The organism is Candidatus Villigracilis sp., assembly GCF_057083605.1.
This window is the reverse complement of sequence record NZ_JBXMTI010000062.1, coordinates 66,023-82,311: the sequence shown is the minus strand read 5'-3', so window position 1 is coordinate 82,311 and position 16,289 is coordinate 66,023. Positions and strand designations below refer to the sequence as shown.

Genomic DNA, 16,289 nt, shown 5'->3' with positions numbered 1-16,289 from the left:
TTATCATAGAATGTATCCGCATTATCAAGGATAGTATAATGATGAGGACATCATTTTTCTGTTTGAAATTGTAGAGGAAAATTTATGATCGAGCCTGCAGAAGAGGAGCACTTTAAGACTTTGTTTGAATACGCACCTATTTCACTTTGGGAACAGGATTTCAGTAAGATCAAACGCTTGTTTGATGAATTGCGCAAACAGGGAATCTCTTCGCTTGAATCCTACTTGGACGCACACCCTGCTTTTATTGACGATTGTATGCGGCAAATGATTATCCTGGACATCAACCAGCAGACATTGACAATGCTCAAAGCGGAGTCGAAGGCTGAATTGCTCTCCAACCTTGGCCGTGTATTTCGAGATGGAATGCGTCATCACTTTCGCGAAGAATTACTGGCGCTCTGGCACGGAGAAGTGACATGGTCAGGTGAGGGGATCAATTACACACTGCAAGGGGAGCCGCTTGATATCATCCTGCACTGGCGCATTCTGCCCGGCCACGAAGGGACTTGGGATCAGGTATTGGTCTCGATAGAAGATATTACGGCGCGGAAAGAAGCAGAGCGTCGCTTCCAGAGTCTATTTGACGCCTCACCCATCTCTTTATGGGAAGAGGATTACAGCGCTGTAAAAGCATACTTTGATTCTCTGCGTGCCCAGGGCGTGACCGATCTTGATGACTATTTGCACGAACATCCCGAGGCTGTACTGCATTGTGCAGGGTTGATCAAGGTCATCAATGTCAACCAGAAAACGCTTGAGTTGTTTGGCGCATCTTCCAGGGAACATCTGTCTGAAAACCTAAATCTTGTTTTCCGTGACGAGATGGGAAATCATTTTGCAAATGAATTGGTCGATTTGTGGAATGGAAAACTGACTTACGAGCGTGAAGGCATCAATTATTCGCTGGGTGGCGAGCCGATTAATATTCAATTGGATTTTCGCATCATGCCAGGCCATGAACAGGATTTTTCCTGGGCGCTGGTATCCATTCAGGATATTTCCTCGCGCAAAAAAGCCGAAGACTATCTTCGCTATCTTGGCACGCATGACGCCATGACGGGTTTATATAACCGCGCGTATTTTGAAGAAACGACCTTGAAGTGTGAGAACGAGCGAAAGGATCCCATTAGCATTATCATCGTTGACCTGAATTATTTAAAACATGCTAACGACTCTCTGGGGCATCAAGCTGGTGATAAATTAATCCGCCGTACCGCAGAGGTGTTGAATGCCGCATTTGAATCTGAACAGGTGGTTGCGCGCATTGGCGGCGATGAATTTGCCGTCATCTTACCGGGTCAGGATGAAGAATCTGCTGCGGAATATTTGAAACAAATTCAAGTTCTGGTGGCCCTCAATAACAAGTATTATCGTGAGCCGGAGTTGAGTCTTTCAACGGGCGCTTCTACAAGTGCGCCGGGCATACCTCTCGAAAAAGTGATCGGTCAGGCTGATGATGCCATGTATCGCAACAAGGCTGAACATCATCACCGCCGCAGGGACGATCAATAATATTGTTTGACGCATACCCACTCCTCGTTGACTCATTGAGTGCACATTCGCAGGCTAAGCTTGTAGCGGATGTTCTTGCAGCCTCATTTGAGGCAGTTGAGCCCGGCGAGGCGGTCAAAGGATATCTTCTTGATAATCGATTGCCCATTCGACAGAAAACTTTTGCATTCGGATTGGGAAAAGCCGCTTGTGCAATGACTCAAGCCCTGGCGGATGAAGTTCTTTTAGCGGATTCGCTCGTCATCACCAAACACGCCTCACCCCTTAATCTGGAAGCTGTTACCGTTATCGAGGGGAATCATCCCATCCCCGGCAGTGCCAGTCTTCAAGCTGGAATTGCTGCAATAAAATTTCTTTCGCAATTAACAAAAGACGATTTGTTGGTCTGCCTGATTTCAGGCGGAGGTTCGGCATTAATGACCGCTCCTCGCGTTCCCCTTGAAGATCTGCAAAAGCTTACATCTGCTCTATTGGCATGTGGCGCGCGGATCGATGAGATCAACACCCTGCGCCGTCACCTTGACGAGTTGAAGGGCGGGGGAGTGGTCAGCCTCGTAAATGGTGCGCGCGTCATTACGCTGTTGCTTTCGGATGTGGTTGGTAATCCCCTTGAGGCCATTGCTTCTGGCCCTACGGCTCCAGACCCAACCACCATCGCTGATTCAATTTCCATTATCGAGAAATATAACTTAATAGAAAAAATTCCTACATCGATCATTTCAGCTTTTAAAGAAACACTGAAATCTGACAATCCTATATTTGAAAGAGTTCAAAACACAGTCATTGCCAGTAACCTTATTGCTCTGAACGCTGCGCAGTTACAAGCGGAGTTACAAGGTTTTGATGTAAAAATAATTAATCCAAATTTACAGGGTGAAGCACGCTTGGTATGGAAGGAAATTGCACTGCAATTAAAAGATTCATTGAAGACCATGCCGCGCCCGTTTTGCTTGCTTGCAGGCGGTGAAACAACGGTGACGATGAATGGCAATGGCAAAGGAGGCAGAAATCAGGAGCTGGCGCTCGCCGCAGTGGATGTGCTGGCTGGCATGAAGGATGTGATGTTCGTCTCTATTGCGACGGATGGCGAAGATGGTCCTACGGACGCGGCAGGCGCATTCGTGACGGGCGAGTCCGCTCAAAGGGCTGAGTCGCTTGGGATGTTCGCAGCAGATTATTTGTCCAGAAACGATGCGTATTCTTTTTTCGATCAAGTTGATCAACTGATCAAGACCGGCCCAAGCGGAACAAATGTCAACGATCTCGTGCTTTGTTTTGCGTTCTAGTGCAAGCTATCCGCATTGGAAATAAAAAGCATCCAACTCCCAGTTCTTTTGCATCGCACTAAAATGTAGTTCATTTGCCTGGGGGCAAAATTCTTCAGGAGCAAGTTCGTATTCGATCACAAAGACAGGTTTTCCAGCTTGTACAAAAGGGGAGAGTAGTTCACATTCTTCGTAGGAAAAACATTCCTCGTTGATAACCCACTCAAAGTAGGGAAGCAGGTCGGGGATTTGTTCAAGGTCGTTTTTTAAACCGATTGCCAGGCCTCGTTCATGTGCGGCGTTTGAAAGGAAAATGTTAAATGCAAGCTGGTCCTCATAGGTGAGTGGAAAGCCTGTCTCGTTCTGATATCCATTCACATTATCAGGGTCGACACCGTCGCAATCTTTTTGTGCGGCCATTTCCAACCTTGATTCAATGGTTGGTCTTAGCAGCTTGATCTGACGGATATCCAGCCATATTTCACCGGGCCAGCCTTTCATGTCGTTGCCGAGAATTTCCTGCGGGAATTGTGTGGCATCTTCTCTCCAATCTTCGTAGGAGCCTGCGCTGAAATAACACATCACGAAAATCCCCCTTTCATGTAATTCTTTTATCACGGCAGGCTGAGTATCAAAGAGATCGAGATTGTAAACATCCACAGGCTGGGTTAGGTCAATTTCCCCTCTGTATTGAATATGCATTCTGACGTTGACTGGAAGTGATGGGATTCCCTGTTCGTCAGCTTGTGGTTCAGGTGTATATAAATATCCCGGAACAGCAACGTATTCGGGCGCGGGTTCGAAGAGGATGCAGGCTGTGCAAAACACAAGCATGGAAATGATGAGCGCCTTTTTCATGAGAGGATTTTATCAAAGATAATCAAATGGTAGATAACAAAAAGGACACAGAGTTGTCTGTGTCCTTTTTGTGTTAATCAAATTTATTAAGCGTTTGCGTTGCGCCCGAACCAGGTGCGCCATTCGCGTTTTTCCCATAGTACGAGAATGGGAGCTGCAACAAAAATGGATGAATACGTTCCGCTCAACAGGCCAACGAGCAAAATGATCGCAAATTCCTGGAGGGTGACACCGCCGAATAATGCCAGCGCGAGCAGAAGAAATTCCACGGTCATCAACTGGGTATTGATCGAGCGTTGCAGCGTCTGCACGATGGAATGGTTGACGAGTTTCTCGTATTCCAGCCTGCGGAGCAGGTTTGAATTTTCGCGGATGCGGTCAAACACCACAATCGTATCCTGCATGGAGAAGCCGATCACGGTCAGCAGGGCTGTCAGGAAGAGCGAGTCGATCTGCCAGCCGAAGAAGAAGGCCCCGATGCCGGTGATACTAAAAATGATGGCGATATCATGCAGCATAGCAAGGATGGCGCAGACACCATAACGAAAGGCGTTTTCCACCTTGCGGAATGACCAGACGATGAACAACACAACCAGAATGGATGCAACCGCAATCGCTATGGCTGCGCGTTGTGTCACTTGTTTGCCGATGCTGGGGCCAACGCTATCGAAACGGATGACAGTAACCTGCGACCCCGATTCTTCCTCCAGACCTGTCAAAATCGCATCACGGGCCTCGTTTGTAAGGAAGGAAGAGCGAATGATGAGCGTGCCTGTTTCGGTGCTTGTGACCTGCGCATCGGAGATCTCCGCCTCTTCGTAAATGGGCAGAATGGTTGTTGCATCAAGAGTTTTTCCATCTTCAAACTGAACTTCCAACAGGCTGCCGCCGGTGAAGTCGATTGAAAGTGGCACCCCATTGATCGCAAGCAGGACCAGGCCTGATACGATCAAGAGCGTGGATAATGCAAAGAAGTAATACCGTTTACCGAGAATGTTCATAAAAATATCCTTGATACGCTCGTTTAAAGACCAAACCAGCGTTCAAAATTTTGCGGTTTGAAGTTCTTGATAAAAATTGCGAGCAGGGTGCGGGTGACGTAGATCGCCGTAAACAGCGAGATGATCACACCCAGGGCCAGGGTCAATGAAAAGCCTTTTACAATGGTCGCACCGAAGGAAGAACCAAACCAGAACAGGATCACCGATGTGATGATCGCCGCCAGGTTGGAGTCGCGGATCGATGACCACGCACGTGCCCAGCCCAGGTCTGTGGCTTGAACGAGGCTTCTGCCGCTGCGTAATTCTTCCTTCATACGCTCGAAGATCAGGATGTTAGAGTCAAGCGCGGTACCGGTGCTAAGCAGGAAACCTGCAATGCCAGGTAGGGTGAGCGTGAAGTGGAGCCATTTGAAGATGGCAAATGCGACCACCGCATAGATCAAAATGGAGAGCACTGCCACGATGCCTGGCATGCGATAATAAATGATCATGAACAACACCACAATGGACATACCGATCATGCCGGCGATGAGACTCTTGTTGAGCGAATCTGCGCCGAGGGTGGGGCCGATGATGCGTGTCTCTACGATCTTCAATGGGATCGGCAATGAACCATAGCGCAATTGGATCGCGAAGGCGTTCGCAGATTCATAGGTGAACCTACCGGTAATCATGCCCTGGCCGCCTGTGATTGGATCATTGATGACTGGGGCAGAGATGACTTGTTTATCCAAAAGAATGGTCAGGAACTTTCCTGAATTGGCCGAGGTGTGTTCGGCAAAGATTTTCGCCCCGCCAGATTTAAGTACAAAATTAATCACGTAATTGGCCCCCAAAGTATCCTGCGATACGTTGACCGAGTCCAGTTCTGCGCCCGTCATGATGGTGTGAAAGACATTGACGCCATCTGCAGGGGTTTCCGTTGGTTCGCCGGTTGGGCTGTAATCAGTTACAAGGAAACTGCCTTCTTCAGGGTTGAAATCACCCGTATCGACGAATTCCAGCAAACCTGTCTGCTGGATCGTTGCCAGTACAGACTCTGTATCTTCAAGCCCGGGGAATTCTCCCACAATGCGGCGGTCACCGGCAACTGTAATGTTGTTTTCGTTCACGCCGAGCGCGTCAGTACGCTGCTGGACGATGTCACGGGCAATTTCCATTTGGGCTGAGTCGATTTGTGCGTCTTCGGGCAGGTCAGCTTCAAGCAAAACTTGCAAGCCGCCTCGCAGGTCCAGGCCGAGCCGAGGCGTGAGGTCCTGGGTGAAAAGGGTTTCATCTGTCACTGGGTTGAGGATTGTAATATTGTTGTTGAAATCAACCAACAACGCGAGCGCCAGAATTACCACGATCAGAATGATGCGATTGGTTAAGTTACGGATCATGCGTTAAATATCTCCATCCACGAAAATGCCAGCCTTTGGCTGGCGCGGACGCCATTATACCCGGATTGATTGATTTTATGGGGTTATCCACGCCTCAAACAACTCAGACAGATCGCAGCCGCATTCCGCCTCGGCTTCAGCTTTTATGATCTCTGTGGTGCCAATTTCCCACGCATTATTTTGCACATAACTTTTTATAAATGCGTCAAAAGCTTCAACACCGATTTCTTCCCGCAGGGCTTCAAAAAACAAAGCGCCGCGCCCATAGATGATCCCGCTGTATTCCGCATCTGAATAATTTCGCACAGGCAGGCCAATGGGAATTGTTTCATTCCCAACGCCGTTCCACCTGCCTTCAAGCTCCGCCCGAAAACCTTCATTCCCTGCCTGTCCGTATTCGTCTATGAAGTATTGCAGGGTGGCAAACTGAGTCAGCGACTCGTCCAGCCAGGGCTCGTCTAACTGGTCATTGCCGACCATGTTATAAAACCACTGGTGACCTGTTTCGTGGACAACTGTGGCTTCCAAATAAGGATTATCAGGCTCCACGATCCATTCGGTAATGGCGATCATGCCAGGGTATTCAATTCCCAATGCGTACGTAGGAGTTGAAACAAAATCCAATTCGGTGTATGGATAGGGTGCATAGCGTTCACTAAATATTTCAATGGAACGCGCGGCCACATCCAACCCATATTCTGCGCCAGCTTGCAAATGGCCGCGTGTATAAAACCTCAATGTGACTCCGTTCACTTTCTTCGTGAAGACTTCATACTTTGTGCTTGCCGCCAGATAAAAATCACGCACCGGTCCCGCTTCATACCTGACCGTTTGCCTGCTCCCGTTATCCTGACGGCTGACCTCCCGCCCCGAGCCAGCTAATACTACTTTACTCGGCGCATCCACTGTCACAACAAAAAAGGACATATCAGCATACGTCACATCGCCCGATTGCGGTGGGATCTCTGCGTTCCAGCCCTCATCGTCGTAGACCGCGATCATGGGATAGGCATGTGCGAGCGCCAACACATTATCATAGTAGGCTTGGACGCCATAGTTCAACTCTATGCTTTGTGGGACAGTGACGCGGAAGTCCATGCTCAGAGTGACGTTGTCCCCGGGTTTAAGCGACTCTTCCAATGGGATGATGAGCAGGCTATTGTTTAGCGAATATCTTGGAGTTACATTATTTCCATTTATGTTGATATTTTCCACAGACATTTCACCGCCCAAAATATTCGGAAACAGGCGTAGTTGTATTTCGCTCAAAGCTACATCTTCCGTATTGGTGTAGAGTATCGTTTCAGCGCCTGTGATGTGATACAGATCGTCGTCGATCACGAATTCAATTGAGTACAGACTTGCCTCAGATAGTTTTTGCAATGCAGCGTGATATTCAGGGACGAGGTCACCTTTGAAATCAAGCTGATCCGCAGGTGTGGGGGGAATCGGCTCAGGTGTGGATTCTGCCTTTTGTGACAGAAGCAGGCATGAGGTCAGAAAAAGAAGCGCAACGACCGGGAGTGTAAAAATCTTTTTCAGGGGATTCTTTCCTTTATGTAGTCCAATGCGTGGGCGAGGACTTCATCCGCAGCGAGTTTATTGGTATCAATCACCAGGTCGGCATGTTCACGCGCGTGCGAGAGCCTTCGCAGTTGTTCTTCGTGGTCAGCACTGACCCAATTTAGTTTTCGGCGTGTTGTGGAATTTTCAAACGAACACTCCAGAAAAATCAGGATATCTGGATTGGTGATGACCTGCCACATATGTTTGACGTAGGAATGTTCCTGCGCAATGTGACGGCAGCGATAGCCGTGTTTTTCAAGGCCCGTGATAAGCGTGGATTTTCCAGACCCGCACGGGCCGACGATTCCGATAAGCGGCTTACTATCATCTTCCTTCATTATCGTAGAGCAATTTTTGAAGTTGATCTGGCCCGCCTAATACAGCAATTACATCCCCTGCATGCAGCGGACTTTTATCTGTTGGGTGCATTTCCGATTGATGGTCGTGGCGCAGCAGCACAATATTGAGATGATAGTTATCTTCCACATAGCCCACATTTTTATTCGCGAACGGTGCATCTTCAGAGATCGCAAGCCGCGCCAGGCTGAGCAATTGCCCTTCTACTGAAATGGGGTTGGTGACGTCTACTCCTGCCGCCGCTGCTGCAAAAATAGGAGCGGCCATTTCCGTGGCGCTCAATGCCACAAAACCAAATTGTTCCTGTAACGCATGTGCGAAATCATCATCGAAAATACGGACGACGACTTTGATATTTGGGTTAATACTGCGCGCCTTAAGCGCGATTTGCAGGTTCATTGCATCGTTCTGGCTGGCGAGGATGATGGTACGCGCATCTTTGACGTTTGCAGCTTCAAGCGCGGCTGGACGTGTGGCGTCATCGTGAATGACGGGGAATCCAAGATTGCGCGCCGCATTCAATGTATCTGCATTCGCATTGAATTCGATCACCGCGATTTGTTCACCCATTTCGTGCAATTTGACTGCAACACGATAGCCGAGATGCCCCAGCCCAACAAGGATGACGTGTTTTCTGAGTGTGGATGCAACAGCCATTTCCCATTCCTTACTACGAGATTTTCGATTGAAGAGCAGGCTTCCAAAGTCTGCCAGCCCCTGCGCGAGCACAACCACGCCAAAGAGCGGCATAAAGAAGTGAAATAATTGCAAAGCAATATGGTGCGGGAAATTTCGATTGGCCGGCTGTAAAAATGTGGCAATGAGCACCGTGTAAATGGACTCAGCCAGGCTATCCATTGGTTCATTAACCAGTTGTGAAATGAAATCGTAAAGGAATCCGCCCCCGACCACCGCCAGTGAAAACCAAAGCACGGGTGCGCGAAACTCGCGCAGCAAAATTATCTTGTCCCGTATGGAGGCCTGGATATGCCTCAAACGGTGTTTCAACTTTCTATTCCTTAGCCTAAACATTTATTGGAAGCCTGACATTCATACGGCGTACACCGTCACCATTGCGTGCGGAAACTTTAAGCACCAACACACTGATGTCATCTGCAGGGCGGTTGTCATCCAGGCTTACTGCGTGTGCAAGGAGTGTATCGGCCAGTTGCTGTGGGGGAGGGTCCTGGTCTTCCAGCACCGAGCGGATCGTTTCGCTGATATTCATTGGTTGACCCCGCCTCTCACCGGCGTGGCTGATCCCATCACTGAAGATCACAATAGTCAGTCCGGATTCAAGGCTAAGTTCGGTTACCACGGGGCGCACATTGCGCGACGCCCCTAGCGAAACACTTTCTTCCTGGTGCACATCGATCTCTTCGCCGCGACAGATAAACATTGGTGCAGGGTTGTTTCTGGTAAGCACAATAGTCTGGCTATGTAAATCCACCGATGCGATGTTTAATGTGCAGGTAACTTTCCCCGCCTTGTCCGCAAATAGCGCATCCGATGCGGCCCGTGCCGCTGCACCATCTCGAACGCCTTCCGCGATCAATGCGATCACCTTACGAACCACCAACATGGAAACTGCTTTTGCGCCACGTCCGCTGGTTTGGCCGTCCGCTAGCACAACCGAGAGACCTCCAGTCGGGCGCTCTACAACTTCAAGCGTATCACCGCTTTCGGAGACCGCATATTTGTTGATCTTGGCAACCGCAATTTGAATTTCCATAAAATGGATTTTACATCGAATTCGCCTTGACGTCACTGCTTCATGCCGATATAATCAGCGGGCTTCATAGAAAAACCAATCCAGACGGGCGCAAGCGGCCCGTCTGATGTATGTATAAAGGAGAAAGTATTCATGACCCCACATCCAAAGCGCAAACATTCCAAGGGACGCCGTGATCGCCGCCGTTCACAGGATGCCCTCACCGCGGTAAACACGGTTGCCTGCTCCAATTGCGGAGCCAAGCGCCTGCCTCACACTGTCTGCCCCAACTGCGGTTACTACAAAGGCCGCGAAGTTATTCAGATCAAAAAAGAAAAGAAAACGGCTGAGTAATACTCAACGGGTCGTGACTATCACGACCCGTTTGTGTTTTAATCGCAAAGACCCTAAAGGTTTTTAAAACCTTTAGGGTCTAATAAAATGGAGATGACATGAAACTTAATTTGCAAAATACAGCCTTCGTCTTCCCCGGTCAGGGCTCTCAAACTGTTGGAATGGGTAAAGACCTTGCAGAACAACATCCTATTGCAAGGCAAACTTTTGATGAGGCAGATTCAATCCTTGGCTTTGCCCTTTCAAAGATCATGTGGGATGGCCCCGATGCCGACTTAAACGACACGGTCAACACCCAGCCAGCGCTTTATATCCATTCACTTGCCGCCTTTCGGACTTTTTCGCTTCTTTACCCGGACCTGAAACCTGCTTCACTGGCCGGGCATTCGCTTGGCGAGTTATCTGCTCTGGCTGTCTCTGGAGCATTATCCTTCGAGGACGGGCTTCGCCTCGTCCACAAGCGTGGTGAGTTGATGAAGCGTGCCGGAGAATTAGCACCCGGGGGCATGGCCGCTATCCTTGGCCTGGATATCCCCACTGTTGATAAGGTCTGTGCAGAAGCCAGCACGCCTGATGAACTGGTGCAGGTCGCTAATGATAATTGTCCCGGGCAGGTGGTTCTCTCAGGTGCGAAACCTGCTGTAGAACGTGCCATGGCAGGTGCAAAAGCTGCTGGCGCAAAACGTGCCATGCCTCTGGCAGTTTCCATTGCCGCACATTCAACTTTGATGGCATCCATTCAGGAAGAATGGAACGATGCAGTTAATGGCGCTAAATTTTCGGCATTGCAGATACCTGTGATTGGAAACGTCCATGCTGTGCCATTGAGCGACGACGCCTCTGCTCGCGCCGATATCATGGCCCAAATGCAATCTCGTGTCCGCTGGACAGAATCCATGAAGTATATGTCTGTCCAGGGAATCAACACCTTTATTGAGGTTGGTACAGGTACGGTGTTGGGTGGCCTGATCAAACGTATTGTGGATGGCCCAACCATATATCCCCTTGGCAACCCGCAGGATTTCACTGCTTTGGAATAAATCAATGAAGAAACTCTTAATTTCAATTCTACTACTATCTATTTTTATAACCGCCTGTGAGCCGCTGGATGTCCCGGCGGCACTCACTCAAATTCCTTTTTTTGAGTCAGAGACCCCTCCGCCGTTTATTGTCCCTGTTACGGATACGCCCAATATCCTTCCACCAGTTACGGATGCGCAGGTTGTTATTGACCCATTGGTAACAATTACCGAAACGCCGACCCTTGCCCCGGTTGATAAATGGTGGGACGTGTACTTCACTGATCCATTGACTATTAACAACGAGAATATCCTCGCTGGTTCAATCGAGGGAGAATTAATTCAATTGATTGACCAGGCGCAGGTCAGCATTCACATTGCGTCCTTTGAATTCAACCTCACGCCGGTTGCGGATGCGCTGATTGCAGCCAAGAACCGCGGCGTGGATGTGAAATGGGTCACCGATGATGAACACGGCATAGAGTCCGACACTGAGCCCGGGCGAGGACAATTTTCATTGCTAATAGCGGCAGGCATCGAGGTTAAGGATGATGCGCGTTCTGCTTTGATGCACAACAAGTTTTGGATATTCGATCAGAAAATCGCATGGACCGGCTCCACGAACATCACAGTCAACGGGATCTTCAAACAAAATAATAATGTGATCGTGATCCACTCTCCTGAAATTGCGTATGCATATGAACGCGAATTTCAGGAGCTGTGGAATGGGCAGTTCGGCCCACGTGCGCCGTCTACGGCAAACAATCAATGGGCAATTTTAGATACTACGCCCGTTCAGGTATTGTTCTCACCCGAAGATAAGATTGTGAGCAACCTGATTGCGTTGGTGAAGGATGCGCAGGTGAGCATCCGTTTTCTTGCATTTAGTTTTACTGATTATCCACTGGCGCAGGTGATGATAGACCGCGCGAAAGCAGGTGTGGATGTGAAAGGTGTGTTCGAGACCTTTGGCAGCACCAGCCCAAGCTCGGAACTGCGGACGTTTTGGTGCGCAGGTGTGCCCGCGCGGCAGGATGGTAATAGCGGTTTCTTACACAACAAGTTGATCATCGTGGATAACAGCACCGTGGTAACAGGCTCGCTGAATTTTTCATCCAATGCAGATGAGTCAAATGAAGAGAATGTGGTCATTTTGGATAATGCCGAAATTGCAGCCTTGTACTTGCAGGAGTTTGAAAAGCTATGGAATCAAGCCGTGGATGTAGAGCCAAACTTATTTACGTGCCAATAAAAAATTGCCTTACATTGGTTACATTTATGCAACGAAATGATTATTTTGTTCAGGACGCCTGCTCGTACCTGTAGAGTATAATGACCGCATGAACGCCTTGCCTGGCAATTCAATTGTCAGCGCCGCTTTCTCTGCGGTTGTGCGAGTGCATCTGGTCGGCATGACTGCCTGACCAGATTTTTGTTTATATATCAGACTTCGGAAGTCTTTTGTAGGAATGCTAGGGCAGACTTCCGAAGTTTTTGTATCAAGGAGATTTCATGAAATTAAGCAAACTTGCAAGTGAAATCGCCGAATCTCCAACTTTTGCGTTGAATGAAGAAGCGCGATTGTTGCGTGAGCGCGGCGAAGCAGTCATCAATCTGGGGATCGGCGAACCGAAAAATAAAACTCCCATTGCCGCGGTTCTTTCTTCAGGTGCGAAGTTAACCAGTGGGGAGGTGAAATATACTCCGCCCGATGGTTTGCCTTCCATGAAGAAGGCGGTCATCCGCTATACGGAAGAAAATTACAACCGCCTCGCTGCACCCGAAAATGTGATTGTTACCAATGGGGCGAAGCAATCACTCTATAATATTTTTTATTCCATTTTGAATCCGCAGGATGAAGTGATCGTCATTGCACCCTATTGGGTTTCGTATCCTGAGATGATCAAAATGTGCCTGGGGATTCCTGTGATCGTCACGCCAGAAGATGGGACATTCACCCCGCGCTTTGAAGATATAGAACGCGCGGTGACATCCTCTACGCGCGCGATCATTGTCAACAGCCCAAATAATCCATCGGGTGCTGTTTATCCGCCTGAGTTGATCGAAAAGATCGTGGAGTTTTGCGAGCGCAAAGGCATTTACATGATCTGCGACGACATCTATCACAAACTGACTTTTGATAGGAACGTCGCTCCGCCCGCATATTCATTTACATCCAGAGATATTGAAGATTCACACATCATCGTCGTAAATGGTGTTGCCAAACTGTACGGCATGACGGGTTTTCGAATCGGTTGGGTGGTCGCCCCGCGCCAATTGGTAAAAGTGATGACAAACGTTCTTGCGCAAACGACTTCTTGTGTTTCGCCGATTGCTCAGGCTGCGGCAGAAGGTGCGTTGAACGGCTTGCAATCGGTTGTGGAAGCCTTGCGTTTGCAGATCCAAAATAATCGAGATGTAGTTTTGCAGGAGATGAAAACATTTAATGGCGCGCGCCTGATCGAGCCGAAAGGAACATTCTACGCCCTGCCTGATTTGCGGGCATTTAATGGCAATTCAGTCGAGTTGTCAAAATTTCTCTTGAAGAAAGCACTGGTGGTCACTGTACCAGGCAAGGAATTTGGCATGGAAGGTCACATCCGTATTTCGTTTGCAGGTTCGGTAAAAGATATTACCGAAGGCATTGAACGAATCAAATGGGCGCTCGATACTACCTCGCCCAATGAAATTTATATCGGCGACAAGAAAATGATCCGCGATTGGATGTAGGAAGAGAGATATGAACAATTTATTGAACATCAAAACCCCTGCCGAATCCATAGCGCAGACTCGCAAAGCGGATTACAACCTTTCCAACCAGGGCGTGGGCAATTTGCGTTTGGCATATTGGAATCTCACAACCGAATCATTGGTGGAAGAAGCCATTTTTCGGAATGAAGGCGCGTTGGTTTCAGGTGGGCCCTTTGTAGCGAATACAGGTAAGCATACTGCCCGCAGCGCAAACGATAAGTTCGTTGTCCGCGAAGCTGACTCGGAGGGGAATATCTGGTGGGGCGTGTACAACCGTCCGTTTGCAGCAGACAAGTTCGAGGTCCTGTATGATCGTATGCTTGGCTTCTTGCAGGGTCGCGATGTATTTGTCCAGGATGTGTATGGTGGCGCCGATGAAGCCTATCGTCTGCCAGTCCGCATTGTGACCGAGCTTGCGTGGCATAGCCATTTCGTGCGCAACATGTTCGTCCTGCCGCAATCGCTGGAAGAATATAAACGCTTCGTACCCGAGTTTACGATCCTTGCCATGCCTTCGTTCAAAGGCGCGCCCGCAGTGGATGGCACGAATAGCGATACATTCATCTGTCTATCGTTTGAAAAGAAACTTGCCATCATTGGCAATACGGCTTATGCAGGTGAAATCAAGAAATCGGTATTCACTATCCTGAATTATCTTTTGCCACTAGAAGGTGTTTTATCGATGCATTGCTCGGCAAATGTGAATCCCGAAAATGCAGACGATGTGGCTTTGTTCTTTGGATTAAGCGGAACAGGCAAGACCACGCTTTCGGCTGACCCTACGCGCCGCCTCATCGGTGACGATGAGCATGGTTGGAGCGACAATGGCGTTTTCAACTTTGAAGGCGGATGCTACGCAAAGGTCATCGGTCTTTCAGAATCTGCCGAGCCTGAAATTTTCGCAACTACCAAGCGCTTCGGCACGATTCTGGAAAACGTTCCTTTCGACCCGATCACTCGCTTGATCGACCTGGATGATGACACGCTCACAGAAAATACGCGCGCTTCATACCCATTGGAGTTCATTGCAAATGCTGTGCCTGAGAAGAAGTCGGGTCATCCCAAGAATGTGATTCTGTTGACCTGCGATGCGAGCGGAGTCATGCCTCCCATAGCAAGGCTGACGCCAAACCAGGCTCTATATCAATTCATCTCTGGTTACACCTCCAAGATCGCAGGCACCGAAGTAGGGCTGGGCAAGGAACCGGAGATCACCTTCAGCGCATGTTTTGGCGGACCGTTTATGGTGCATCATCCATATAAATATGCTGAATTGCTCAAGCGTAAAATAGAACGATACGGTGTAACTTGTTGGCTGGTCAACACAGGCTGGGTGGGCGGGCCTTACGGAGTAGGTAAGCGTATTTCAATTAAACACACACGTGCATTACTTAACGCAGCGCTGAATGGAAACCTTACCGATGTGAAGTATACGAAGGATCCAATTTTCGGGTTTGAAGTCCCCAACACCTGCCCGAATGTGCCTGATGAAGTTTTAGCTCCATCCTCCTCATGGGGCGATAAGAAGGAGTATGACAGGCGTTACAAAGACCTTGCCATGCGTTTCAAACAGAATTTTGGTAAATTTACAGACGGCACCCCGCAGGAAGTGATAGACGCAGGGCCGAAAGTGTAGGCAGGTAGACTTCTGAGTTTTTCAAAAACTCGGAAGTCTGTGCTTTCACGACACCCAGGGTAATAAATGACACGCGACATAGGATAGAAAATAGTAAGCTAAAAAGATATAATAATGATGATTACGAGAGACATTTTCAGCATGAAAAGATAATGAATGATAAAACCAATTCAGACGCGGTAATTGACCGCCCGCCAAAAAAGAAAGCTGTTTTTGTAAATTATGTACTGGCTATTACCGTTAGCTTGTGCGTAGTTTGCGGGATTTTATTGGCGGCAGCGTCAAGTGGTGGAGGAATAGCCACGCCTACCACTGAAGCTGATCTTATGCTCATTATCAAAAGCACGGCAAACGCTGCGCAGACACAGACGATGGCTTCTACTCAATTGTCGCTGATAACACCAGCGTCAACAGTAACCCAGCTTATCTACGTTGGTACTCCGACCATGCTACCACCTGTTGACCTTGTCGCTACATTTACATTAGAGCCGACATGGACACCTTTCGTCCTGCCTACTCAAAACAACAATAATAATAGTGGAGGGGGAGTATGCTCTTGTCGTGGTGATATTTACAACTGCGACACATTTTCTTTCCAGAGTTCAGCGCAGGCATGTTTCAATTATTGTGTATCACGAGGCGTTGGTGACATTCATAAACTTGACCAAGACAATGACCGTGTGGCTTGTGAAAATTTGCCATAATTTTATAGCTCTTCCAGTTTTATAGGCTAGCTTTTGGCTATTTTTAGATATTTATGATTTATGAAAGTCCGAGTTCATGAACTCGGACTTTTCTTATTTGGGCACAGTAGTTGTGATGGGTAAGCACAAAAGGAAAATCGGACTTGTTTTCCCAGAACACTTTTCTGAAT

The 16,289-nt window shown here is 48.5% G+C and carries 15 protein-coding genes; 8 read left to right on the top strand and 7 right to left on the bottom strand.

The genetic code is table 11. The annotated features are described in order from the left end of the window. Positions 1-84 precede the first annotated feature (84 nt). Together AC14M5_RS09480 and AC14M5_RS09475 are read left to right on the top strand one after the other, a co-directional pair. Positions 85-1,515, top strand: a complete 1,431-nt coding sequence (locus tag AC14M5_RS09480; RefSeq protein ID WP_484029415.1) for a sensor domain-containing diguanylate cyclase — start codon at positions 85-87, stop codon at positions 1,513-1,515. 2 nt (positions 1,516-1,517) lie between these two features. Further along, positions 1,518-2,801 carry a glycerate kinase type-2 family protein gene (locus tag AC14M5_RS09475; RefSeq protein ID WP_484029414.1) on the top strand — a complete coding sequence of 428 codons (1,284 nt, stop codon included), beginning with the start codon at positions 1,518-1,520 and terminating at the stop codon, positions 2,799-2,801. A 6-nt stretch (positions 2,802-2,807) separates the two neighbouring features. Here AC14M5_RS09475 and AC14M5_RS09470 read toward each other — a convergent pair whose 3' ends face one another. The 7 genes from AC14M5_RS09470 to AC14M5_RS09440 all read right to left on the bottom strand — a co-directional run bounded on the left by AC14M5_RS09470 (position 2,808) and on the right by AC14M5_RS09440 (position 9,676). Continuing rightward, on the bottom strand, positions 2,808-3,638 hold the full coding sequence (locus tag AC14M5_RS09470; RefSeq protein ID WP_484029413.1) for an endo alpha-1,4 polygalactosaminidase: 831 nt from the start codon (positions 3,636-3,638) through the stop codon (positions 2,808-2,810). Positions 3,639-3,724: 86 nt separating this feature from the next. Further along, positions 3,725-4,639, bottom strand: coding sequence for a protein translocase subunit SecF (gene secF / locus AC14M5_RS09465; RefSeq protein WP_484029412.1), 915 nt, complete (start codon positions 4,637-4,639; stop codon positions 3,725-3,727). Positions 4,640-4,662: 23 nt separating this feature from the next. Beyond that, positions 4,663-6,021 (bottom strand): protein translocase subunit SecD, encoded by a 1,359-nt coding sequence (gene secD, locus AC14M5_RS09460; RefSeq protein WP_484029411.1) that lies wholly within the window; start codon positions 6,019-6,021, stop codon positions 4,663-4,665. 75 nt (positions 6,022-6,096) lie between these two features. Further along, positions 6,097-7,404, bottom strand: coding sequence for a M1 family metallopeptidase (locus AC14M5_RS09455; RefSeq protein ID WP_484029410.1), 1,308 nt, complete (start codon positions 7,402-7,404; stop codon positions 6,097-6,099). A gap of 155 nt (positions 7,405-7,559) precedes the next feature. Further along, entirely contained in the window at positions 7,560-7,925 is a 366-nt protein-coding gene (locus AC14M5_RS09450; RefSeq protein WP_484029409.1) for a hypothetical protein, read from the bottom strand. Beyond that, positions 7,912-8,952 (bottom strand): potassium channel family protein, encoded by a 1,041-nt coding sequence (locus AC14M5_RS09445; RefSeq protein WP_484029408.1) that lies wholly within the window; start codon positions 8,950-8,952, stop codon positions 7,912-7,914. The genes AC14M5_RS09450 and AC14M5_RS09445 overlap by 14 nt, the downstream gene beginning before the upstream one ends. Before the next feature lie 16 nt (positions 8,953-8,968). Beyond that, positions 8,969-9,676, bottom strand: coding sequence for a SpoIIE family protein phosphatase (locus AC14M5_RS09440; RefSeq protein WP_484029407.1), 708 nt, complete (start codon positions 9,674-9,676; stop codon positions 8,969-8,971). Between the two features lie 132 nt (positions 9,677-9,808). Between AC14M5_RS09440 and rpmF the strand changes: the two genes are divergently transcribed. From rpmF to AC14M5_RS09410, 6 genes are all read left to right on the top strand, one after another. Then, positions 9,809-10,009 carry a 50S ribosomal protein L32 gene (gene rpmF, locus AC14M5_RS09435; RefSeq protein ID WP_484029406.1) on the top strand — a complete coding sequence of 67 codons (201 nt, stop codon included), beginning with the start codon at positions 9,809-9,811 and terminating at the stop codon, positions 10,007-10,009. A gap of 98 nt (positions 10,010-10,107) precedes the next feature. Continuing rightward, positions 10,108-11,049 carry an ACP S-malonyltransferase gene (fabD, locus tag AC14M5_RS09430; RefSeq protein ID WP_484029405.1) on the top strand — a complete coding sequence of 314 codons (942 nt, stop codon included), beginning with the start codon at positions 10,108-10,110 and terminating at the stop codon, positions 11,047-11,049. A 4-nt stretch (positions 11,050-11,053) separates the two neighbouring features. Beyond that, positions 11,054-12,280, top strand: a complete 1,227-nt coding sequence (locus tag AC14M5_RS09425; RefSeq protein ID WP_484029404.1) for a phospholipase D-like domain-containing protein — start codon at positions 11,054-11,056, stop codon at positions 12,278-12,280. Positions 12,281-12,540: 260 nt separating this feature from the next. After that, positions 12,541-13,758 (top strand): pyridoxal phosphate-dependent aminotransferase, encoded by a 1,218-nt coding sequence (locus AC14M5_RS09420; protein ID WP_484029403.1) that lies wholly within the window; start codon positions 12,541-12,543, stop codon positions 13,756-13,758. A 10-nt stretch (positions 13,759-13,768) separates the two neighbouring features. Next, positions 13,769-15,415 (top strand): phosphoenolpyruvate carboxykinase (ATP), encoded by a 1,647-nt coding sequence (gene pckA, locus AC14M5_RS09415; RefSeq protein WP_484029402.1) that lies wholly within the window; start codon positions 13,769-13,771, stop codon positions 15,413-15,415. A 152-nt stretch (positions 15,416-15,567) separates the two neighbouring features. Beyond that, positions 15,568-16,119, top strand: coding sequence for a hypothetical protein (locus AC14M5_RS09410; RefSeq protein ID WP_484029401.1), 552 nt, complete (start codon positions 15,568-15,570; stop codon positions 16,117-16,119). The last annotated feature ends 170 nt before the right edge of the window (positions 16,120-16,289 follow it).